Origin of the sequence: Streptomyces sp. NPDC000151, from assembly GCF_040301705.1 — a bacterium.
Taxonomy (GTDB): Bacteria; Actinomycetota; Actinomycetes; order Streptomycetales; family Streptomycetaceae; genus Streptomyces.
Genome location: NZ_JBEPFC010000003.1, coordinates 86019 through 109055 on the forward strand (window position 1 = coordinate 86019; position 23037 = coordinate 109055).

Sequence of the window (23037 nt, forward strand, 5' to 3'; positions counted from 1 at the left end):
ACCGCGTGCGCCACCCCCGCCTGAGATCTTCGTTCCTCGCCGTGCCCGCCGCCGTCCTGCTCGCTCTGATGCCGTCGAGCGCGTCCGCCTATCCCGGCCCGGGCAAGGTCACCGGCGACGTCGTCGTCCACGACCCGACCATGCTCCGCACGCCGGACGGCCGGTACCTGCTCTACTCCACCCATGGCTACCTGGAAGCCCGCACCTCCACCGACCGCACCGCCTTCAGTCGCAACGGCAACGCCTTTTCCGCGCCCCCGAGTTGGTGGTCGCGGTACTCGGCCACGAACGACCCGTGGGCGCCCGACATCTCGTACCAGGGCGGCCGGTACCTCATGTATTACGCCGTCTCCGGCTTCGGCTCCAACACCTCCGCCATCGGGCTCGCCACCTCCTCGACCGGCCTGCCGGGCAGCTGGCGCGACCAGGGCATCGTCCACTCCTCCACCTCGAGCAGCGACTACAACGCCATCGACCCGGACCTGTTCGTCGACAGCGACGGCAAGTGGTGGCTGGCCTTCGGGTCCTGGTGGAGCGGGATCAAGATGATCCGCCTCGATCCGGCGAGCGGCAAGCATTACGCGGGGGACACCACCCGCTACTCGCTGGCCGCGCGCCCGACCGGCACGAAGGCGGTCGAGGGTCCGACCGTGGTCAAGCGGAACGGCTACTACTACCTCTTCGCCTCGTACGACACGTGCTGCAACGGCACCGGCTCCACGTACAAGATCAAGGTCGGCCGGGCCACCAGCCCCACGGGCCCGTACTACGACCGCAACGGCGTCCCCATGACCGACAACGGCGGCACCGTGGTCATGGCGTCACAGGGCTCCGTGATCGGCCCCGGCGGGCAGGACATCATGCCCGACGGCGACGGTGACCTGCTCGTCTACCACTACTACGACGGCAACGACGCCGGCACGCCCAAGCTCGGCGTCAACCTGCTGAACTGGAGCGGGGGCTGGCCGACGGCGTACTGACGGGAACGGTCCCGCCCCCTTGCCCTCCGGCCTGAATCGTTTCAGAATCTCTGTGGCAAACCCTTCAAGACGAGTGGGACCCATGAAACGCGTCTGCTTTCTGCTCAAAGTGCGCCGGGAGCGCCTCGACGAGTACCGCGAGCGGCACGCCGCCGTCTGGCCGGAGATGCAGGCGGCGCTGTCCGCCTCCGGGTGGCACAACTACTCGCTCTTCCTGCGGGAGGACGGCCTGCTCGTCGGCTACCTGGAGACCGAGGACTTCACCGCGGCCCAGGAGGCGATGGCCGCCACGGACGTCAACGCCCGCTGGCAGGCGGAGATGGCGCCGTTCTTCGAGGCGCTCGACGGCGCGCAGCCGGACGAGGCCATGCGCCCGCTGACAGAAGTGTTCCACCTCGACTGAACCGCTCGACCGACCGCAGGACGGGAAACCCATGAGACCCCTCGCCGCCGGAGTGCTCGCCGTGTCGCTGTTCGCTTCCGTGTCGGGGGCCGGCCCCGTGCACGCGGCCGATCAGGGACCGGCGGTCAGCAAGCTCGGTGACACCCAACTGGACGCGCAGGCCCTGTACTTCGTCTCCTACGACGGGCTCGTCAACAACAACTCCTTCCAGAAGAACGGCCTGCTCACCTACAAGGGCTACCAGTACGCCGCCTGGTACACCGCCGACCGGCACGCCGTCGTCGCCCGCCGCCCGGTGACCGGCACGGAGTGGCAGACGGTGGAACTGCCGCACCGGCTGAGCGTCGACGACTCGCACAACGTGATCTCCATGGGCATCTCCCGCGTCGACGGCCGACTGCACCTCGCCATGGACTCGCACAGCAGCGGCTACTTCTACGTGAAGTCGGCGGCGGGGCTGGTGAGTTCGCCCGCCGGGCGCGCCTGGGACCCGCGCGCCTTCGGGGACGTGCAGACCACGCTGGACGGTGTCGCGCTCACCGACGAGTTCACCTACCCGCAGTTCGTCGCGACCCCCGACGGCAGGCTGCAGCTGAGCTATCGCGTCGGCGTCTCCGGCAACGGCCGCAACGCACTGGCGGAGTACGACGGGGCCCATTGGAAGCCGCTGGGGGAGTGGAGCGGTTCCGCCGGTACCTACACCACGGACCATGGCGCAAGCTCGGCCCGCAACATGTACCTGCACGGCATCGACTACGGCGCGGACGGCACCCTCCACGCCTTCTTCACCTGGCGGGAGCAGAACGGCGCGGTCATGTGCGACGGCGGCGGGATCACCAACCACGACACCGGTTACGTCCACAGCACCGACCGCGGCCGCACCTGGCGCGACGCCGCGGGCAAGGTCGTCGGCGTCACCGGCGGCGCGGACAAGGTGTCGGTCGAGGACCGCACCGTCGTCGACCCGCTGGGCCCCGACCACTCGCTGATGAACCAGGAGAGCCAGGCCACCGACTCCGCCGGCCGGCCGCACGCGATCATCTCGTACGTCCCCGGCCGCTTCACCCAGTGCACCAGCGACTACGTCGACGACCGGGTGCGCTACGGACGGGCCTTCCACGTGTACGAGGACGCGCGCGGCCAGTGGAAGAAGACCGAGATTCCCGTGCCGCTGAACTCTTCGCAGCGCACGCACCTGGTCTTCGACGCGCACGACAACGCCTACGCCGTCATGCCGTACGGCCGGATCGTCGCCGCGTCCGAGTCGTCCGGCTGGACCGACTGGAAGACCGTCTACGACGGCGCGGGCCTGAACGCCTTCGGCGAGGTCGTCGTGGACGACACACGCGTCGCGCAGGACGGCGTGCTGTCGTTCATGTACCAGCGGCGGTCGACCGGCACCACGCCCTCGCCGATCCACGTGGTCGACTTCCGGCTGCCGCGGTAGCGGGGCGGTCCCCCCGAGCGTTTCAGTCCTTCAGATGGCGGACCCAACGGCTCCACTGGGGCTCGGGGGCGTACCCGGAGGCGTGCCACGCGTGGTGCGCGAGCTCGTTGCGGTCGAGCACCATCGCGTCCGCGCGCCGCCCGCCCAGCGCGGCGAACCGCTCCTCGGCGGCCGCCAGCAGCGCCCGCCCGATGCCCTGCCGCCGCCGCTCGGGGTGCACGGCCAGCCGGTACAGATGGCAGCGCCAGCCGTCGAACCCGGCGATCACCGTGCCGGCCAGCTCGCCGTCCCGCTCGGCCAGCAGCAGCGCCTCCGGGTCCCGGGCGACCAGCCGGGCCATCCCGTCCCGGTCGTCGCTGATGCTCGTCCCTTCCGCGGCGTCGCGCCAGAACCGCAGCACGGTGTCGATGTCCGCGGGGGTGGCGGGACGGATGTGAAGATCACTCATGGGGCGAGCCAAGCAGATCACCGGCCTGTGGGGCGAACGATTTCCGGAACCCGGGTCCCGGGTGTGCGGCCCGTCAGTCGCCGTTCCCCCGCAGGCCGTCCACGGAGCGGGCCACTTCCGCGACGCGGTCGGCGATGGCCGCGGGGTCGGGGGGCGGGGTGTTGCGGAGGAGCAGTTCGATCCGGGCGAGCTGCTGGGCGATCTCCGCCAGCCGTTCTCCGCTGCCCGGCTCCTCCGCGGCAGCGGCCAGTCGTTGGTTCTTGCGGTAAAGATCGAGGAAGACGTTGACCTTGGTGCGCAGTATCCACGGGTCGACGGGCTTGGTGAGGAAGTCGGCGGCGCCGACCGCGTATCCCCGGTAGGCGTAGTCCGCTTCGGGGTTGGCGCCGGTCACCAGGATGAGGGGCACGTCCTTGGTCTGATCGAGACGCTTGATGGTGCCGGCGGTCTCGAAGCCGTCCATGCCGGGCATCACGACATCCAGCAGCACCACCGCGAAATCCTGGCGCAGCATCGCCTTCAGGGCTTCCTCCCCCGAGCGGGCGCGGACCAGTTTCTGGTGGAGCGGGCCGAGTACGGCCTCCAGCGCGACGAGGTTCTCCTCCATGTCGTCGACGAGGAGGATGCTGCACTGGTCGGGCGCGACGGTGGTCATGGCCTGCCCTTCGGCGCGTCGCCGGCATCGTCCTGCGACGCACCGTCGCCGTCGTCCGGTGACGCCGTGCCGGTCTGCGGGTCGAGCAGCGCGCAGATCACCGACAGCAGGCGGTCGATGTCCACGGGCTTGGGTACGTAGTCGGAGGCGCCGCTCTCGATCGCCTTCTCGCGGTCGCCGGGCATGGCCTTGGCGGTGAGCGCGATGATCGGCAGATCGGCGAGCCGGGGGGTGCCGCGGATGGCGCGAATGGTCTCGTAGCCGTCCATCTCGGGCATCATGATGTCCATCAGGATCAAGGACACGTCGGGCGTGCGCTGCAGGACCTCCAGGCCCTCGCGGCCGTTCTCCGCGTACTTCACGGTGATGCCGACCCGGCCCAGTACGTGTGTGAGGGCGAAGACGTTGCGGATGTCGTCGTCGACGATGAGGATCCGGCGCCCGGCCAGCACCCGCCCCGGGCGCCCGCTGAGCCACTCCTTGAGCCGCGTCGTCTGCGGCCAGGCGTCCTCGCTCGGCACCTCCACTGGGCGCAGCTCCGTCACCGGGCTCGGCTCGGTCACCGGGCTCGGCTCCGTCACCCGGCTCGGTTCCGCCACCGGGCGCAGACCGTCCTCCGGGGCCGGGAGTTCCACGCCGTCGGGGTGGCGCGCGGGGATGTACAGGGTGAATCGGGAGCCGACGCCGACCTCGCTCTCGGCTTCGATCCGGCCGCCGAGCATCCCGGCGATCTCCCGGCTGATGGACAGGCCGAGGCCGGTCCCGCCGTACTTGCGATGGGTGGTGCCGTCGGCCTGCTTGAACGCCTCGAAGACCACCGGGAGTTTGTCGGGGGAGATGCCGATGCCGGTGTCCTTGACGCGGAACGCGACGACGGCCTCCGCGTTCCGCAGCGTCTCCTCCGCGAACTCCTCGCCCGGCACCCGCTCGACGCGCAGCTCCACACCGCCGGAGTGGGTGAACTTCACCGCGTTGGACAGCAGATTGCGCAGGACCTGCTGGAGGCGCTGCTCGTCGGAGTACAGCTCGTGCGGTACGTCGTCGCCGACGGTGATCTCGAAGCCGAGCCCGCGGTCGACGGTCAGCGGCCGGAAGGCCGCGTGCACATAGTCGAGCAGCTTGTCGAGGGAGAGCTCCTTCGGGTGGACGTCCATCCGGCCCGCCTCGATCTTCGACAGGTCGAGGATGTCGCTGATCAGCTGGAGCAGGTCGGATCCCGAGCGGTGAATCGTGGCGGCGAACTGCACGTCCTGCTCGGAGAGATGGCCGTCGGGGTTGTCGGCGAGCAGCCGGGAGAGGATCAGCAGCGAGTTGAGCGGCGTGCGCAGCTCGTGCGACATGTTCGCCAGGAATTCCGACTTGTACTGCGAGGCGGTCGCCAGCAGCGCCGCCTTCTCCTCCAGCGCGGCGTTGGAGCGCTGGAGCTCGTCGGAGCGTTCGCGCAGCTCGGCGGTGAGCCGCTGGGACTGGGAAAGCAGCGATTCGGTACGGGAGTTGGCGATGATCGTGTTGAACGAGACGCCGATCGTGTTGGCGAACTGGTCGATGAAGGCCAGGTGCACAGCGCTGAATCTGCTGAGCGACGCCAGCTCGATCACGCCGAGCAGCTCGCCCTCGAAGAGGATGGGGACGATGACGATGCTGGCCGGGAGCGCCGCGCCGAGCCCGGAGTTGATGGTGATGTAGTCCGGCGGGGCGTCCAGTACGAGGATGCGCTTCTTCTCCTTCGCCGCCTGGGCGATCAGGCCGCGGCCCGGGGTGCCGGAGCCGGGGAGCGGGCTCTCGCCGCCGGCCTGGTCGGTGCCGTACCCGGCGATGAACTGGAGGCCCTCGCCGGGGCGCGCGCCGGTTTCGGCCAGGAAGAACGCGCCGAACTGCGCGTTGACCAGTGGGGTCAGCTCGCTGAGGATCAGTCCCGCGACCTCCACCAGATCGCGGTGGCCCTGCATGAGGGCGGCCATGCGGGTGAGGTTGGACTCCAGCCAGTCCTTGGCGCGGGTGGTCTCGCGGAGGTTGGACACCATGAGGTTGATGTTGTTCTTCAGTTCGGCGACCTCGCCCTTCGCCTCGACCGTGATGGAGCGCGACATGTCGCCCTGGGTGACCGCGCTCGCCACCTCGGCGATGGCGCGTACCTGGGTGGTGAGGTTCGACGCGAGCTCGTTGACGCCGGTGGTCAGCCGCTTCCAGGTGCCGTAGACGCCCTCGACCCGGGCCTGGCCGCCGAGCTGGCCCTCGCTGCCGACCTCGCGGGCCACCCGCGTCACCTCGGAGGAGAACGAGGAGAGCGTGTCGACCATCGTGTTGATGGTCGTCTTGAGCGCCAGGATCTCGCCGCGCGCGTCGACATCGATCTTCTTCGACAGGTCGCCCTGGGCGACGGCGGTGGCGACCTGCGCGATGTTGCGCACCTGCGAAGTGAGGTTGTCCGCCATGAAGTTGACGTTCTCCGTCAGGTCCTCCCACACCCCGGAGACGCCGCGGACCTGGGCCCGGCCGCCGAGCCGGCCCTCGGTGCCGACCTCGCGGGCGACCCGCGTGACCTCGTCGGCGAACGCGCGCAGCTGCTCGACCATCGTGTTCACGGTGTCCTTGAGCTGAAGGATCTCGCCCCGGGCGTCCACCGTGATCTTCTTCGAGAGGTCGCCGTCGGCGACCGCCGTGGTCACCTGGGCGATGTTGCGCACCTGTGAAGTCAGGTTCAGCGCCATGAAGTTGACGTTGTCCGTCAGCTCCTTCCACACCCCGGAGACGCCGCGGACCTGTGCCTGTCCGCCCAGGTTCCCTTCGGTGCCCACCTCGCGCGCCACTCGCGTGACCTCGTCGGCGAACGCGGAGAGCTGGTCGACCATCGTGTTGATCGTCGACTTCAGTTCCAGGATCTCGCCCTTCGCCTCCACCGTGATCGTCTTGCCGAGGTCGCCCTGGGCGACGGCGGTGGCGACCTGCGCGATGTTGCGTACCTGCGAAGTGAGGTTGTCCGCCATGGAGTTGACGTTCTGCGTCAGGTCCTTCCACACGCCGGAGACGCCGCGGACCTGGGCCCGGCCGCCGAGCCGGCCCTCGGTGCCGACCTCGCGGGCGACACGGGTGACCTCGTCGGCGAAGGCGGAGAGCTGGTCGACCATCGTGTTGATCGTCGACTTCAGCTCCAGGATCTCGCCCCGGGCGTCCACCGTGATCTTCTGGCTCAGATCGCCGTTGGCGACCGCCGTGGTCACCTGGGCGATGTTGCGTACCTGCGAGGTCAGATTCGACGCCATGAAGTTGACGTTGTCGGTGAGGTTCTTCCACACGCCGGAGACGCCCGCCACATGGGCCCGGCCGCCCAGCTGCCCCTCGGTGCCGACCTCGCGGGCGACCCGGGTGACCTCGTCCGCGAACGCCCGCAGCTGGTCGACCATCGTGTTCACGGTGAGCTTCAGCTCCAGCAGCTCACCGGTCGCCTCGACCGTGACCTGCTGGGTCAGATCGCCGCGGGCGACCGCCGTGGTGACCACCGCGATGTCGCGGACCTGCGCGGTCAGCCGCGCGGCCATCGCGTTGACGGCCTCGGTCACATGACGCCAGTCGCCCGACAGCCCCTGTACCTTCGCCCGGCCGCCCAGCCGTCCCTCGGTGCCCACCTCGCGGGCGACCCGGGTCACCTCGCCGGTGAACAGCGAGAGCTGGTCCACCATGCGGTTCACGCCGCGCCCGAGGCGGCGCAGATCGCCGTGGAGCTGTCGCTTTCCGTCGTGCAGCTCGACCCGCTGGGTCAGATCGCCGTCCGCGACCGCGTCCAGTACGCGGGTGGCGTTCCCGACCGGCACGACCAGCGCTTCGAGGAGCGTATTGGCCGCGTCCACGCTCGTGGTCCAGGCTCCGTGCCCCGGACTGGCCGCGAGCCGCTCGTCCAGCCGGCCCTCCCGGATCACTTCCTGGCGTACCCGCTGCAGCTCCGAGGCCAGGTGCGCGTTCCGCGTGACGATCTGGTTGAACGCCTCCGCCATCTCCGCGGTGACACCTTCGTAGGCACCGTCCGCGCGTACGGTGAAATCGCCGTCACGGACCGCGTTCATCGCCGCGAGCAGCGGTCGCAGTTCGGCCGCGCGCAGCATCCGCTCGTCCTGGGCGGCGCCGGGCCGGTCGGCGGGCCCGGCGGTCCCGGGCGCGGTGTCCGGCGCCCCAGTATCGGTGTCCGGCGCGGTGTCCGAAGCGCGTTCCATAATGGAATGTCCTCAATCGAGCAATAAAGCCATATGTACCCCTCTGGGGCGATTTACGCTACATTCATTGACCTCAGCGCCGGAACCGAGCCGGGAGCCGCCTGTGGAGACCACCTCCGACCTGCGGGACTCCACGCCGCGGATCCGGCTGCCCGCCAACGCGCTCGCGCCCTCCGCGGCCCGCAGATTCCTGCGCGTCGCCCTCGCCGGACTGGCCGCACCGGCCCTCCCCGGGACACCGGTGATCAGCGGCGGACTCGCCGACGACGCCGTCCTCCTCGTCAGCGAGCTGACCACCGCCGCCACCGCGCACGGCGGATTCGAGATCGAGGTCGGCTGCCGCCTCGACACTGGGGACGGCTTCCCCGCCTCGCCCACGCCGGGCGGGACGCGGCACGTGGGTGTCGTGGTCGAAGTGGTGGACCGCCAGCCCTCCGGCGCCGATCACGACGGGCAGGACCTGCGGGACCACCTGCACGGCCACGGCCTGCGGCTGCTGCGCGCGCTGGCCGAATCCTGGGGCGTGACCTGCCGGCACACCGAGAAAACCGTGTGGTTCCGGCTGGCCACCCCCATGGAGGCCCGGCCCGGCCGCGACGACCACCTCGCGGCGGCGGCCCACGGCGCCGTATCGCCCGACCGCCGCGCCCAGGCCCCCGAGGCAGCCGACTCCGCAGGGCAGTCCTTCCTCGCCGAGGTCAGCGAGCTGCTCACTGGGCAGCTGGACGAGGACATGATCGCGGCGCTCACCGGACAGCTGCTGGTGCCCAGGCTCGCCGACTGGTGCGGCGTATGGCTGACCACCCCCCAGGGCCGGATGCGGCTCTCCCGCGTCTGGCACCGGGACGAGGAACGCATCCGTACGCTCCGCCAGGCCCTGGAGGAGGACCGCCCGCCGCCCGCCACGCTGAGCACCACCGGCATCGCCTGGCCCTGGCCGGAGGCGGCGGACGCCACCGAGCCGAGCGGCTCGGCGCTGATGTTCCCGCTGGTCGCGGGCGGCCGGTGGCACGGCGCGCTGCTCATCGGCCGAGCGGGACTGCCGCGCATGACCGGCGACGTCGTACGCCTCACGCAGGACGTGGCACGACGGGTGGCCCAGGGAGTGGTCACGGCCCGTCACTACACGCGGCAGGCGGACATCAGCCACTCGCTCCAGCGCAGGCAGCTGCCCACCTCCCTCGCGGCCATCCCGGGCATCGATACGGCGCTCGTCTACGAGCCCTTCGGCGAGGGCCAGAGCGTCGGCGGCGACTTCTACGACCTGTTCCCCAGGGGCGACCGCCGATGGTGCTTCCTGCTCGGCGACGTGTGCGGGCACGACCTGGAGGCGATGTCCGTCACCGGCCTGGCCCGCCACCTCGTACGGCTGCTGGCACGCGAGGGCCACGGCGTCGAGGCCCTGCTCGGCCGGCTCAACCTCGCCATGGCGGAGGAGAGCACGGAAGCGGTGACGGTCGGCGGGGAGCAGGCGGGCTCCCGGTTCCTGAGTCTGCTGTACGGGGAGTTGGAGCCCGACGCCGTCTCGGGCGGCGCGCGCTTCGCCATGGCCAGCGCCGGACACCCCTTGCCGCTGCGGCTGTCGGCGGACGGCACGGTGACGACGGCCGCGGAACCGCAGATGCTGCTCGGGATCGACGAGCACGCGGAGTTCCGCGCGAACTCCTTCCACCTCGCGCCGGGCGAGACGCTGCTGTGCGTGACCGACGGCGTGACCGAACGCCGCAGGGGCAACCGGCAGTTGGACGACAACGACGGCCTGGCCGAGGTGCTCGGCGGCTGCGTGGGCCTGGGCGCCACGGCCGTGGCGGAGCGGGTGCGGCAGGCGGCCCACGACTTCAGCCCCGACCCGATCGACGACGACCTCGCCGTGCTCGTACTGGAAGCGGTGCCTGTACCGGTACGGGGGGCGGGCCGGGCATGATGAGCGGATGGCCAGGTCGTCCAGCGGTGAATCGCTCCTCACCAGGGCCGTGCGCATCTTCGAGGCCTTCGGCCCGGAGGCCACGGCGCTGACCGTGACCGAGATCGGCCGCCGCGCCCGGCTGCCGCGCGCCACGGCGGGCCGCCTCGTCGAGGAGCTGGTGCAGCACGGGCTGCTGCGCCGCGACGGGCGGCGCCGGGTACGCATCGGCGTCCGCTTCTGGGAGCTGGCGCAGCGCGCCTCGCCGACGCTGACCCTGCGCGAGGCGGCCATGCCGTTCATGGCCGACCTGCACGCCGTCATCGGCCACTCCACCCAGCTCGGCGTCCTCGATGGCGCTGAAGTGCTCTTCGTCGAACGGCTCACCGCGCCCGGCGCGGTCGTCAACATCACCAGGATCGCCGGCCGGCTCCCGCTGCACGCTTCGTCCACCGGCCTCGTCCTCCTCGCGCACGCCCCGGCGGACTTCCAGGAACGGGTACTCGGCGGCCCGCTGCCCGCCTACACCGGCCACACCCTCACCGACGCCAGGGTTCTGCGCGCCACGCTCGCGGAGATCAGGCGCTGCGGCCACGCGTTGTGCGCCGGACACCTCCACGAGGACGCGGCCGGCGTCGCCGTCCCCGTACGCGGCCCCGGCGGCCGGGTGGCTGCCGCCCTCGGCTGCGTCGTCCCCAACGACGACACGGCCCACTCCCCGATCCGCCCCCTCCAACTGGCCGCCCGCGCCGTGGAACGAACCCTGGCGGGGCCGACGCGCTGAGGGCCCGAATCGGACCGGGCGGTCGGCCAACGCCCGTAAAACGCCCATTCAATGGGAACCGGTCTCGTCGGCTCCTCTCTCCACGGCGCATCCTCTGCGCATCGAAGAGAGGAGCACGATGAGCCCCGCTCACTCCCTGATCAGTCTGCGCGTGGCGGAGAAGACGCGCGCCGCCGATGGTGTCGTGACGCTGACGCTCCGGCACCCCGAAGGCCGCCGGCTGCCGGACTGGACGCCCGGCGCCCATATCGACCTCGTCCTGCCCGGCGGCCGCACGCGCCAGTACTCGCTGTGCGGCGACCGCTGGGATCCCTACCAGTACCGCATCGGCGTGCTCCGCGAGCCCGCCGGGCGCGGCGGCTCCGCCTGCGTCCACGACGAGCTCGCGGCAGGCGACACGGTCGCGGTCGGCGGTCCGCGCAACAACTTCCCGCTCGCGCCGTCCGAGCGGTATCTCTTCCTCGCCGGCGGCATCGGCATCACCCCGCTCCTGCCGATGATCCACCAGGCACAGCTCACCGGCACCCCCTGGCGGCTCCTTTACGGCGGCCGGACCCGCGCCACCATGGCGTTCACCGGTGAACTGGCCGCGTACGGCGACGCGGTCACCCTTGTACCGCAGGACACGCACGGCCCGCTCGACCTGGCCGCCGCGCTGCCCCGCCCGGACGGGCGAACCAAGGTCTACTGCTGCGGGCCGCCCGGGCTGCTCGACGCGGTGGAACGGCTGTGCACCGGCTGGCCGACCGGCCTGCTGCGCACCGAACGCTTCGTCCCCCGGGAGCAGGCGCCCGTACGCGACGCGCCCTTCGAGGTACGGCTGCGGCGCTCGGGCCTGACCGTCACCGTCACACCGGACCGCACCGTCCTCGAAGCCGTACGGGCCGCCGGCGTCGCCGTGCTCTCCTCGTGCGGCCGCGGCACCTGCGGCACGTGCGAGACCACGGTGCTGGCCGGCGTGCCCGACCACCGCGACGCTCTCCTCGACGACGCCGAACGGGCGCGCGGGGACGCCATGTTCCCGTGCGTCTCGCGCGCCTGCTCCGACCGCCTCGACCTGGACCTGTGAGGGGAGAAGGAACCATGACCGTCACTCAGCCGCTGCCGCGCACCGACGCCGATCCCTTCGGCCGGGACGTCCTCGCGGACCCCACCGCCTTCCACGCCTGGCTGCGGGACGCCGGGCCGCTCGTCCACCTCACGAAGTACGACGTCTACGCGATGGGCCGCTACGACGACGTGCACGCCGCCCTCACCGACTGGCAGGGATTCCAGTCGGCGGCCGGCGTGGGGCTGAGCAACTTCCGGTACGAGCCGCCCTGGCGCCCGCCGAGCCTGCTCCTCGAAGCCGACCCGCCCCACCACGACGCACCCCGCGCCGTCCTGAGCCGGGTGCTCGGCCCCCGGGCGCTGCGCCGGCTGCGCGAGGCCTGGCACGCCGACGCCCGGCGGCTGGTCGACGAGGTGCTGGCGGGGGCCGCGGGCGCCCGCGAGCTGGACGCGGTGCCCGCGCTCGCCCAGGCCTTCCCGCTGCGGGTGTTCCCCGACGCGGTGGGCCTGCCCAAGGACGGGCGCGCGCACCTGCTGCCGTACGGCGACCACCTCTTCAACTCCTTCGGCCCGGACAACGACCTGGTCCGCGCGGGCGCCGGCGCCATCGGCCGGCACGCCGCCTGGGTCGACGGGCAGTGCCGGCGCGAGGCGCTGGACGACACCGGCTTCGGCGCGGCGATCTGGGCCGCGGCGGACCGCGGCGACATCACGCACGACCAGGCGCCGCGCATCGTCCGTTCCCTCCTCTCGGCGGGCGTCGACACGACCGTGCACGCGCTCGCCGCCGTACTGCACGCCGTCGCGACCCACCCCGGCGCGTGGGAGCGGCTGCGCGCGGAGCCGGGCGCCGCGCGGATCGCGTTCGACGAGGCGGTCCGCTGGGAGTCGCCCGTACAGACCTTCTTCCGTACGGCCACGGCGGACCTGGGCATCGGCGGGGCCGTCATCCCGGACGGCAAGAAGATCCTGATGTTCCTCGGTGCAGCGAACCGGGACCCGCGGCGCTGGACGGACCCCGACCGCTTCGACGTGGCGCGCGACCCCTCGGGCCACGTCGGGTTCGGCATGGGGCTCCACCAGTGCGTCGGCCAGCACGTCGCCCGCCTGGAGGCCGAGGCCCTGCTCACCGCGCTCGCCGAACGCGTCGCCCGGATCGAGCCGGCGGGCCCGCCGCGCCGGCACCTGAACAACACGCTGCGGGCGTGGGAGTCGCTGCCGTTGCGGCTCGTGGTGCGCTGACCCCGTGCACGCGGGCCCGGAGGCTCAGCTGCCCCGCAGCTCCTCGATGACCGGGGCGAACGTCTCCAGGGCCGCGTCCAGCACCGTGACGTAGGAGAAGCCGTACCGCTCCCGGCGCTCGCGGAGCTGGTCGGCGATCTGCCGGACCGTGCCGAACAGCAGCGTCGGCGCGTCCAGCAGCTGCTCCTCGTCCAGGCCGATGTCCTGCGCGGCGAACTCACGGGCCGCCGCCCTGCGGTCACCGGTGATCACCACGCGCTGTACGAGGATGTTCCGCTCGGCCGGCTCCGCGCGGTCCGCCGCGGCCTCCGCGTACCGGGCGACCGTCGCGTCCATCTGCTCGGCGGAGGCCAGCTCCAGCGTGCCCTCCGGCTTCCCGGGCGCCTGCCGGCCGCCCTGGAACGCCGCGATCTGCACGTGCCGCGCCGTCAGCCGCATCATCCGTGGGCCGTTGCCGCCGATCAGCAGCGGCGGCCGGGGCGTCTGCACGGCGTGCGGGACGTGCTCCGGGTCGCCCAGCAGCCGGTCCAGCTCCTCGATCGTGCGGGTCAGGTGGTCCACCCGCTCGCCAGGACCGCCCCAGGGCAGCCCCGCCGACTCGTGCTCGGCACGCACGTACCCGGTGCCCAGACCCAGTTCGAGGCGGCCGCCCGTGAGCGCGTCGGTGGTGGCCACCTCGCGGGCCAGCAGCGCCGGGTTCCAGAAGCCGGTGTTCAGTACGAACGTGCCCACCCGCGGCCGCTCGGTGGCCTCGGCCGCCGCCACCAGCGCGGGGAAGGGGGCCGGCATGCCCAGATGGTCCGGTACGAGCAGCACGTCGTAGCCGGCCGCCTCCGCCCTGCGGCACTTGGCGCGCCACTCACCGCCCGAGGCGATCGCGAGCGTATTGACACCGAAACGGAACGGCCGGGTCATCGAGCCTCCTGAGGTCAGGGATCTGTCCGTGATCTGTCCGTACGCACGGCACCGCGCGGCGCGCGGCAGGGTGCCAGCCGCGCCCGCCGCCACGGTGCCAGATAGGGGAGCGCTATCGGGGGCATTGCCAATTCCCGGATGGTGCGGCGACCTTCGCTGGGACAGCCTGGCGGCAGCCCAGTGGCGACAGTTGTCCGGCGAATGTCCGGCGAAGGGACGAGGCATGGCAGACGTATCGGGGCGGCAGCCCCTCGCGGCACATCACCTGCTGAACTTCATCGACGGTCGGTGGAGCCCGGCCGAATCGGGGCAGACCCGTACGAACATCAACCCGGCCGACCTGAGCGATCAGCTCGGCGAGTTCGCCGAGTCCGGCGGCGTCGACGTGGACCGCGCGGCCGACGCCGCGGCCGCGGCCCTGCCCGCCTGGCGCGCCATGGGCCCCATTCGCCGCGCGGCGATCCTCGCCGAGGCGGGCCGCCTCCTCACCGAGCGCGCCGAGGAATTCGCCCGCGCCATCACCCGCGAACAGGGCAAGCTCCTCGGCGAGGCCCGCGGCGAGGTGGCCCGCTCCCGCGCCGTACTGGACTTCACCGTGGGCCAGGCGCGGCTGCTCGGCGGCGTCACCGCGCCCGCCGAGGAGGACCGCACGTTCGCGTACACCTTCCGGCGCCCCATCGGCGTCGTCGGGCTGGTCTCGCCGTGGAACTTCCCGCTCGCCATCCCCATGTGGAAGGTCGCCCCGGCCCTGCTCTCCGGCTGCACGGCCGTCTTCAAGCCCTCGCCGCTCACCCCGCTCACCGCGGCCCTGCTCACCGAGGTGTTCCACGAGGCAGGACTGCCCGACGGAGTACTCAACCTCGTGCAGGGCGATGTCGCGGCGGGCGAGGCGCTGGTCGCGAACCCGGCCGTGGCCGGCATCAGCTTCACCGGCTCGCTGCCCGTCGGCACCGCCATCCACACCGGCGGCGCCCACCGGCTGCTCCGTACGCAGCTGGAGCTGGGCGGCAAGAACGCGGTGATCGTACTGGACGACGCGGACCTGGACGGCGCCGTGAACGCCGTCGTGCACGGCGCGTTCGGGCAGGCCGGGCAGCGGTGCAGCGCCACCAGCCGGGCCGTCGTCGACGTCCGGGTGCGGGACGCCTTCCTGGACCGGCTGGTGGCCCGGGTGGCGGGCATGAAGGTCGGCCCGGGCGACGATCCCGCCTCGCAGATCTGCCCCGTGGTGAACACCGCGCGGCTGGACGCGGCGCTGGCGGCCGTCGCCGGGGCGCAGCGGGACGGCGGCAAGGTGCTGTGCGGCGGCGGCCGGGCGACCGGGGAGGGCCTGCCGGACGGCTGCTACGTCCAGCCCACCGTGATCCGCGACGTGCCCTGGGACAGCGAGCTGGCCCAGGAGGAGGTCTTCGGGCCGGTGCTCGCCGTCGTCGACGCGGACGGCTTCGACGACGCCATGCGGATCTCGAACTCGGTCAAGTACGGCATGTCCGGCACGATCTTCACCGCCTCGCAGTCCCGCGCCTTCGAGGCCATCGAGCGCTTCGAGGCCGGGATGCTGCACGTGAACCGCCCGGGCGTGGGCGCGTACGCGCACCTCCCGCACGTCGGCGCGAAGGCGTCCCAGTACGGCCCGCCGGAGTGCTCGCCGCAGGTGTGGGACTTCTACACGGAGTGGCACTCCGCCTGCATTAGCTACTAGGCGGCTGCGGGGCAGGAGTGCCCAGGGGGACCGGTGAAAAGATCAGAAGAAGAGGGGTTTATCATGTGAGCACCGCCTAGCTCGATCGAGAGATAAGCCTGTGACTGTCAACGACGACTCGTTCACCAACTGGAAGAACCGCGAGGAGATCGCGGAGTCGATGATCCCGATCATCGGGAAGCTGCACCGGGAGCGGGACGTCACCGTCCTCCTCCACAGCCGCTCCTTGGTGAACAAGTCGGTGGTCAGCATCCTCAAGACTCATCGGTTCGCCCGGCAGATCGCCGGAGTGGAGCTCTCGGTCACCGAGACGCTGCCGTTCCTGCAGGCCCTCACCACGCTCGACCTCGGCCCCTCCCAGATCGACATCGGCCGGCTCGCCGAGACCTACGCCGCGGACGACCGGGGTCTGTCGGTGGAGGCGTTCACCGCCGAGGCCGTCGCCGGTGCCACGGGCGCCAACAAGATCGAGTGCCGCGAGGGACGCGACGTCGTCCTCTACGGCTTCGGCCGCATCGGCCGCCTCGTCGCCCGTCTGCTCATCGAGAAGGCCGGCTCCGGCAACGGCCTGCGGCTGCGGGCCATCGTCGTCCGCGGCGGCGGTGACCAGGACATCGTCAAGCGCGCCTCGCTGCTGCGCCGCGACTCCATCCACGGCCAGTTCCAGGGCACGATCACCGTTGACGAGGCGAACAGCACGATCATCGCCAATGGCAACGAGATCAAGGTGATCTACGCCAACGACCCCTCCGAGGTCGACTACACGGCGTACGGCATCAAGGACGCCATCCTCATCGACAACACCGGCAAGTGGCGCGACCGCGAGGGCCTGTCCTCGCACCTGCGCCCCGGCGTCGAGAAGGTCGTCCTGACCGCCCCGGGCAAGGGCGACGTCCCGAACATCGTCCACGGCGTCAACCACGACACCATCAAGCCGGACGAGCAGATCCTGTCCTGCGCGTCCTGCACCACCAACGCCATCGTCCCGCCGCTGAAGGCGATGGAGGACGAGTACGGCGTCGTGCGCGGCCACGTGGAGACCGTCCACTCGTTCACCAACGACCAGAACCTGCTGGACAACTACCACAAGTCCGAGCGCCGCGGCCGCTCCGCGCCGCTCAACATGGTCATCACCGAGACCGGCGCCGCCTCCGCCGTCGCCAAGGCGCTGCCCGACCTCAAGGCGAAGATCACCGGCAGCTCGATCCGCGTCCCGGTCCCGGACGTCTCGATCGCGATCCTCAACCTGCAGCTCGCCCGCGAGACCACCCGCGAGGAAGTCCTCGATCACCTCCGCGAGGTGTCGCTGACCTCGCCGCTGCGCCGCCAGATCGACTTCACCAGCGCCCCCGACGCGGTCTCCAACGACTTCATCGGCTCGCGGCACGCCTCGATCGTCGACGCCGGCGCCACCAAGGTCGAGGGCGACAACGCGATCCTCTACCTCTGGTACGACAACGAGTTCGGCTACTCCAGCCAGGTCATCCGCGTCGTCCAGCACGTCTCCGGGGTGGAGTACCCGACCTACCCGGCCCCGGCTGTCTGATCCCGACGGGACCGTACGGTCCACGGCGCACGCACGGAGCGGGCCCGGCGGAGGATTCCGCCGGGCCCGCCCGCGTACCCGCTCAGCGCGGTACGGCCGCTCAGCGCGCCGCGACGTTCTCCTCCGCCAGCCCGAAGGACAGCGTCATCCCGGCCCCGCCGACGCCGTTGACCACGGTCACGCCCGGCTCCGGGTCGACCACCAGCTCCGTGCGGCCGTCGCGCAGGGACGGGTAGAAGCCGGACCAGCGTTCGGTGATCGTGGTGTCCGGGAGCCGGGCGAAGCCCGCCAGGTACGCCATGATCGCCGCGTTGATCTCCTCGCTCTCGAACGGGTCGTGGGTCGTGGCGTACGCATGGCTGTCGCCGATCGTCAGCCGCCCGTCCGCCGTCTGCGACAGCAGTACGTGGATGCCGTTGTCCCGGTGGAACGGCAGCTCGGCCCGCATCCGCGCGTCCAGCGCGGCGCGCGCCGCCAGGTCCTCGAACGCCGCGTAGTGCAGCAGCGTCAGCCCACCGCACAGCATCGGACCCAGCTGCCACCCGCCGGGCTGCACGCCCGTCCGCAGCATCTGCAGCTTGCAGCGGACCAGCCCGCTCGCCGCGAACACCTCCGGGTACAGCGTCTCGAAGTCGTTGCCGCTGCAGACGAAGACCCGGTCCACCCGCCAGTCGCCGGCCGTGGTCGACACCGTCGGCATACCGATACCGCGCACCGTCGCGCCGAAGCGCACGTCCACGCCGTACTCCTCGGCCAGGTGCGCCGCGACCGCCGGGATCGCGTGCCGCGGGTCGACGTTCAGCTCCGTCGGGCTCCACATCGCGGCCAGCAGTCCGTCCGGACGCGCGGCGTGGCTGCGCGCCACCGCCTCCTTGGCGGACAGCATCTCCGTACCGCGCTCCCGGGCCGCCGGCGTGGTCGCGACGAACTCCTCCAGCACCGCGGCCTCGTCGGGGCGGTGCGCCAGGTGCAGCGAGCCGGTCGGCGCCGCCCACAGCCCGGTCTTGGTCGCCACCTCCAGCCAGATCTCGCGGCTGCGCAGGGCGCGCTCGTACACCGCGCCGCGCTGCTGGCCCACCGCCCAGATCATGCCGAAGTTGCGGATGGACGCGCCGACGGAGTGGTCGTCGCGCTCGAAGACGACGACGCGGTCGCCGCGCTTGGCGGCCGCGAGGGCGTGCGCCAGTCCGACGATGCCGCCGCCGACGACGGCGGTGTCGGCCCGGTGGGTGGCACGGTTCGCCATGAGTGATCCCCTCTCAGTGGTGGTGCACTGTGGATGGACCTGCGAGAAGCGTGGCTCAGGAAGCCGCGGCCGGTACGCGGTTCCACTGCGGCAGCAGCAGGAGACCGGCCAGCAGCGCGGCGCCCGCGAAGCCGTAGAAGAGTGCGGTGCCGGAGAGGAAGCCGGGCAGCAGGCCGCCGAGGATGGCGCCCACCGAGCCGCAGCCGTTGACCAGCCCCGCGGCCGTGCCCGCGCCGCCGGCGCTGCCGAAGTCCACCGCCGCGACACAGCTGATCATCGCGTCCGCCGCGTACACGGCCAGCCCGATCACCGCCAGCACCGCGATCATCACCGCCGCGTTGCCGGTCGCCGTCAGCGGCATGAACAGCGCCAGTACCACCGTCAGCAGGCCCAGCGCCAGGACGCACGGCGGCACCCGGCGGGACCGGAAGACGGTGTCGGAGACCCAGCCGATCAGGATCGGCGCGAGGACGCCCGCGACCCCGAACGCCACCGGGATGAGCGTGGCGCCCACGTTGCCGACCTCCGGCAGCCGCCGGCTGACGATCACCGGGCCCCACAGCAGGATCGCGTACCGGGCCGGCTTGAGCAGGAAGTACGCGGCGCCCAGCGTCAGCACCATGCGGTCGCGCAACGCTTCTTTGTAGAGGACCAGGGCGGGTTGGCGGGGCGCTGCCGACGCCTGGTCGCCCGCCGCGGACTCCTCCTCCGTACGGTTCGGGTCCGGCAGCCCCACGTCCTGCGGGGTGTTCCGCTGGAACACCAGGAACAGCACCAGTACGACGGCGAGCGTCGCCGCGCCCGCGAGGAACGCCGCGTGCCAGCTGTCGAAGACCTCGTACGCCCACCAGCCCAGGAACGGCGGCGCCGCGAGCCCGCCGAACGCGTAGTTGCTGCTCCAGATGCCGAGCACCCGGCCCCGCTCGCGCACCGTGAAGAAGCTGCCCATGTTCTTGCACAGCGGCGCCCAGCCCGTCGACTGCGCCAGCCCCTGGAGCACCATCGCCCCGCCGAACACCAGCACGGCGCTGCTGACTCCCATCGCGCACGCGGCGAGCACCGCGCCGACCATGCCGCCGGCGACCACCACCCGCGGCCCGAAGCGGTCGGCCCACATGCCCCACAGGAACTGCCCGGCCGCGTACGCCGCGAGGTACACCGCGTCCAGCACGCCGAGCACCTGCTCGGTCAGCACCCCGCTCACCAGAGGATCGTCCAGGATGCCGAGCTTGGCGACCGAGAACGCCTGGCGGACGAAGTAGAAGCCCGCGTACGCGAGCCAGGTGACCGCGAAGATCCGCCGGCGCCAGCGGGTCATCCCCTTCAGCGCCTCCCGCGTGCTGAGCACGCCTCCCGGCGGCTGCTCGGGTGGCTGTGGCGGTACGGACTGCGGTGCGAGGTCGGCCATGGCGTGTCCTGTCCCTCGGCCTGGATTCGGGCATGACGGGGCCCCGGCGCGCGCCTCGGCGGCACGCCGGGGCCGGGTGGTGCGTCCGTATGGGGGGTGGGTCGTCCGTAAGAGGGGTGGGCTGACAGTGGGTCAGGCGGTGAGCGGCACTCCCGCCGCCACCGACGTGCCCACCCAGTAACTGTCGAAGTTACGCAGCCGGTGGCCCTGGGGGACCGGCCCGACCCGCGCGTTCACCAGGAACGGCACGCATTGTTCGGTCAGTCCGCCGTGCGAGCGCAGCGGCTCCTTGAAGCCGGAGATGTCGTGCCGAGCGGGCGTCGTGCCCAGTACCGTGTTGCGCTCGGCGATGACGACCAGTTCGCCGATGCGGTCGCCCGGCAGCTCGAAGCGGACGCGGGCCCGCTCCCGGCCCATCACCTCGGACACGCCGTCGAGGCGGGCGAGTTCGGCGCGGAGCGCGTCGGCATCCGCGCCCTGCGGCAGGTGCACCGTCGCGTACGAGCCGAGCGCGCCGTGGTGCACGGTGTACGGGTCGGTGATGGGCAGCACGACCCGTGCCGCGCCCGCGCCGAGCCGTGCGTCCAACTCGTCCTGCAGGAACACCACTTGAGCGTCCCCGTCGCCATCGCTCTTGGCGTTCATCCCATGATCTGCGGTGACGACCAGCACGGCGCCGAGTGCGTCGATCCGCGCGAAATAGCCGTCCAGCATGGCGTAGAAGTCGTTGGCGACGGGAGAGCCGGGCGCGTGCTTGTGCTGGATGTAGTCCGTCAGCGACAGATACGTCAGCTCCGGGCGGTCCCGCTCCAGCACGTCCACGCCCGCCGCCATCACCAGCTCGCTCAGCTCGGCGCTGTAGACCGACGGCAGTGGCATGCCGACCCGCTCCAGCACCTTCTCGATGCCGTTGTCCTGTTGCGTGACGCGGTCGGCCTTCTCGGCCGAGAAGCAGATGCCGTCCTTGAGGCCCTTGCCCAGCAGCCGGCGCAGCTTGTCCTTGGCGGTGATCACCGCGACCTTGGCGCCGGCCTGCGAGAACTCCGCGAACAACGTCGGCGCCCGCAGCAGCTCGGGGTCGTTCATCATGACCTCGGCGTCGGCGGCCGGGTCGTAGAAGTAATTGCCGCAGATCCCGTGCACCGACGGCGGCACCCCGGTCGCGATCGACAGATTGTTGGGATTGGTGAAGGACGGCATCGTGCAGTCCGCGCGCAGATCGCTGCCGTCCCGCAGCATCCGCTCCAGGAACGGCATCCGGCCGTCGGCGATGGCCCGCTCGTGATAGGCGTCCTCGCTGCCGTCGATGCACACCACGACGACGGGCCGGGCGGGCCAGGCGTAGCCGCGCCCGTTGACGGTCAGCCGCTCGGTCCGCCGCTCGGCACCAGCTTCCTTCATGTGCGGTTCCACCCCTGAGGTCGAAGTCGGCGGCCGGTCGCGCCGCCCTGCCCCACCAGAGAACACCGCGACGCCCCGCGGCAGAACCACCGGAATTCCTATACCGCTCATAACCCGACGCGGCGGCCGCCCCCGGTGGACCGGGGACGGCCGCCGCGTCGGACCGGTTCAGCCGCGCTCGCGCCCGCCTCGCAGGCCGAGAACGCCCACGGCCAGCAGCAGGACCACCGTGCCCAGGGTGAAGGTCTCGAAGGTGGCGCGGGAGACGCCCCAGGTGTCGGCGAAGTCGTAGTGCAGGCCGACGAGGTGCTCCAGGGTGCCGGGGAACAGTGCCACCCAGGAGCCGAGCACGATCCAGGCGTAGACGAGCGACGCGTACACCAGGAAGCCGCGGGTGCCGAACGGCACTTCGTACGGGCGGGGTACTTCCGCGCGGCGGAGGCGCAGCCGGATCAGGGACGGGACGATCACAAGGTACGACAGCAGCAGTGTGGTGATCGCGACCGTCAGGACGACGCCGAAGACCGCGGCGGCGTCCCCGGACGCCAGGTGCATCGCGGCGACCATGAAGAGCGTCGCGGTGATCCCGGAGAGCAGGTTCATACGGACGGGCGTGCCCAGCCGCTCGTGGAACGCGCCCAGGCCCCGGCTGAAGAACCCGCCGTCGGCCGCCGTCATCGCCTGCATCCGGTCGCTGACGATCATCCACGCACTGCCCTGCGTGAGCAGCGCGAAGACGAACAGCACGGCGGCCGTCGTCAGCAGCGGCCCGCTCCAGCCCCCGTACACGCCGAAGACCAGCCGCGCCGCGTCCATGAACCCGCCGATGCCCGTCACCTGCCCGGCCGGCGCCGCCGAGAGGATCGCCAGTACGGGAATCAGATAGCAGCACGTCGCGATCAGCCCGGAGATCCCGATGGAGACCGGGACGTCCCGCTGCGGATCGTGCATCTCGTCGCCCGCCGCGTTCGGCGCCTCGAAGCCGACATACGCGAAGAGCAGCACCGGCACCAGACCCAGGAAGCCGACCGCGGAGGGGGCGAAGGAGGCGTGGTCCAGGCCGTGGAAACCGTGCTCGACGCCGTACGCCACGGCCGTGCCGGAGAAGACGGCGAGCGCCAGCACCTTCGCCGCCGCGCCCGCCGTCGTGATCCACTTGCCACGCCGCAGCGACACGATCGCGGTGAGGATCGCCGCCCAGATGAACAGCAGCTTGAAGGCGTAGTCGGCCACCGTCCCGGAGCCGAGCGGGGAGACGAAGCCGTCCCAGGACTCGGCGGCCACGAAGACCAGCGAACCGCCGAGCCACACCGGATTGGTGACCCAGTAGAACAGGGTGGTGAGCGCCGCGGCGGTACGCCCGAACGCCAGCTTCACCCAGACGTACGGGCCGCCCTCCTGCGGAAAAGCCGCCCCCGTCTCGGCGAAGACCAGCGCGTACGGCAGCAGGAAGCCCACCGCGATCGCGGCGATCCAGGTGACGGCCTCGCCCCCGCCCGCGGCGATCTGCCCCAGCACGTCGAAGGAGATGACGGCCGCCACACCCATCGCCATGATGTCGAACCGGCGCAGGCTGCGGTGCAGATGGGGGACGGTCTCAGGGGCAGGCGGAGGAGGTGGTGGTGCGGGTGCGGATCTGGTGGGTGGTACGGACACGGCAGTGCGCCCTTCCAGTCGTGGCCGGTTGCGGAGGAGTGGA

At 71.6% G+C, this 23037-nt stretch carries 17 protein-coding genes; 9 read left to right on the forward strand and 8 right to left on the reverse strand.

The window, feature by feature from the left end; all coding sequences use genetic code 11:
- The first annotated feature begins 68 nt into the window (after positions 1 to 68).
- The 3 genes from ABT381_RS02180 (at position 69) to ABT381_RS02190 (ending at position 2830) form a co-directional block, all read left to right on the forward strand.
- Positions 69 to 980, forward strand: coding sequence for an arabinan endo-1,5-alpha-L-arabinosidase (locus tag ABT381_RS02180; protein WP_351586719.1), 912 nt, complete (start codon positions 69 to 71; stop codon positions 978 to 980).
- Between the two features lie 82 nt (positions 981 to 1062).
- On the forward strand, positions 1063 to 1383 hold the full coding sequence (locus ABT381_RS02185) for an L-rhamnose mutarotase (RefSeq protein ID WP_351586640.1): 321 nt from the start codon (positions 1063 to 1065) through the stop codon (positions 1381 to 1383).
- Positions 1384 to 1414: 31 nt separating this feature from the next.
- Entirely contained in the window at positions 1415 to 2830 is a 1416-nt protein-coding gene (locus ABT381_RS02190) for a BNR repeat-containing protein (protein ID WP_351586641.1), read from the forward strand.
- Positions 2831 to 2852: 22 nt separating this feature from the next.
- Here the strand turns inward: ABT381_RS02190 and ABT381_RS02195 are convergent, their stop codons facing one another.
- The 3 genes from ABT381_RS02195 to ABT381_RS02205 form a co-directional block, all read right to left on the reverse strand.
- Entirely contained in the window at positions 2853 to 3278 is a 426-nt protein-coding gene (locus ABT381_RS02195; protein ID WP_351586643.1) for a GNAT family N-acetyltransferase, read from the reverse strand.
- Positions 3279 to 3351: 73 nt separating this feature from the next.
- Entirely contained in the window at positions 3352 to 3933 is a 582-nt protein-coding gene (locus tag ABT381_RS02200) for a response regulator (protein WP_351586645.1), read from the reverse strand.
- Positions 3930 to 8033, reverse strand: a complete 4104-nt coding sequence (locus ABT381_RS02205) for a HAMP domain-containing protein (RefSeq protein ID WP_351586721.1) — start codon at positions 8031 to 8033, stop codon at positions 3930 to 3932. Before ABT381_RS02205 ends, ABT381_RS02200 begins: the two co-directional genes overlap by 4 nt.
- Positions 8034 to 8244: 211 nt before the next feature.
- Between ABT381_RS02205 and ABT381_RS02210 the strand changes: the two genes are divergently transcribed.
- From ABT381_RS02210 to ABT381_RS02225, 4 genes are all read left to right on the forward strand, one after another.
- Positions 8245 to 10065: a SpoIIE family protein phosphatase gene (locus ABT381_RS02210; RefSeq protein ID WP_351586647.1), complete on the forward strand. Its 1821-nt coding sequence runs from the start codon at positions 8245 to 8247 to the stop codon at positions 10063 to 10065.
- Positions 10066 to 10072: 7 nt separating this feature from the next.
- Positions 10073 to 10828: an IclR family transcriptional regulator gene (locus ABT381_RS02215; RefSeq protein WP_351586649.1), complete on the forward strand. Its 756-nt coding sequence runs from the start codon at positions 10073 to 10075 to the stop codon at positions 10826 to 10828.
- Positions 10829 to 10946: 118 nt separating this feature from the next.
- Positions 10947 to 11897, forward strand: a complete 951-nt coding sequence (locus ABT381_RS02220; protein WP_351586651.1) for a PDR/VanB family oxidoreductase — start codon at positions 10947 to 10949, stop codon at positions 11895 to 11897.
- A gap of 14 nt (positions 11898 to 11911) precedes the next feature.
- On the forward strand, positions 11912 to 13120 hold the full coding sequence (locus tag ABT381_RS02225; protein ID WP_351586653.1) for a cytochrome P450: 1209 nt from the start codon (positions 11912 to 11914) through the stop codon (positions 13118 to 13120).
- Positions 13121 to 13144: 24 nt separating this feature from the next.
- Here the strand turns inward: ABT381_RS02225 and ABT381_RS02230 are convergent, their stop codons facing one another.
- Positions 13145 to 14035, reverse strand: coding sequence for an LLM class F420-dependent oxidoreductase (locus ABT381_RS02230; RefSeq protein WP_351586655.1), 891 nt, complete (start codon positions 14033 to 14035; stop codon positions 13145 to 13147).
- Positions 14036 to 14258: 223 nt separating this feature from the next.
- Here ABT381_RS02230 and ABT381_RS02235 point away from each other — a divergent pair, with 223 nt between their 5' ends.
- Positions 14259 to 15737 carry an aldehyde dehydrogenase family protein gene (locus ABT381_RS02235; protein WP_351586657.1) on the forward strand — a complete coding sequence of 493 codons (1479 nt, stop codon included), beginning with the start codon at positions 14259 to 14261 and terminating at the stop codon, positions 15735 to 15737.
- A 100-nt stretch (positions 15738 to 15837) separates the two neighbouring features.
- Entirely contained in the window at positions 15838 to 17283 is a 1446-nt protein-coding gene (locus ABT381_RS02240; protein WP_351586659.1) for a glyceraldehyde-3-phosphate dehydrogenase, read from the forward strand.
- A 100-nt stretch (positions 17284 to 17383) separates the two neighbouring features.
- Here ABT381_RS02240 and ABT381_RS02245 read toward each other — a convergent pair whose 3' ends face one another.
- The 4 genes from ABT381_RS02245 to ABT381_RS02260 form a co-directional block, all read right to left on the reverse strand.
- Complete coding sequence (locus ABT381_RS02245) at positions 17384 to 18529, reverse strand: TIGR03364 family FAD-dependent oxidoreductase (RefSeq protein ID WP_351586661.1); 1146 nt, start codon at positions 18527 to 18529, stop codon at positions 17384 to 17386.
- A gap of 55 nt (positions 18530 to 18584) precedes the next feature.
- On the reverse strand, positions 18585 to 19937 hold the full coding sequence (locus tag ABT381_RS02250) for an MFS transporter (RefSeq protein ID WP_351586663.1): 1353 nt from the start codon (positions 19935 to 19937) through the stop codon (positions 18585 to 18587).
- A 132-nt stretch (positions 19938 to 20069) separates the two neighbouring features.
- Positions 20070 to 21338, reverse strand: a complete 1269-nt coding sequence (gene phnA, locus ABT381_RS02255) for a phosphonoacetate hydrolase (protein WP_351586665.1) — start codon at positions 21336 to 21338, stop codon at positions 20070 to 20072.
- A gap of 168 nt (positions 21339 to 21506) precedes the next feature.
- Positions 21507 to 22994: an APC family permease gene (locus ABT381_RS02260; protein ID WP_351586667.1), complete on the reverse strand. Its 1488-nt coding sequence runs from the start codon at positions 22992 to 22994 to the stop codon at positions 21507 to 21509.
- Positions 22995 to 23037: the final 43 nt, after the last annotated feature.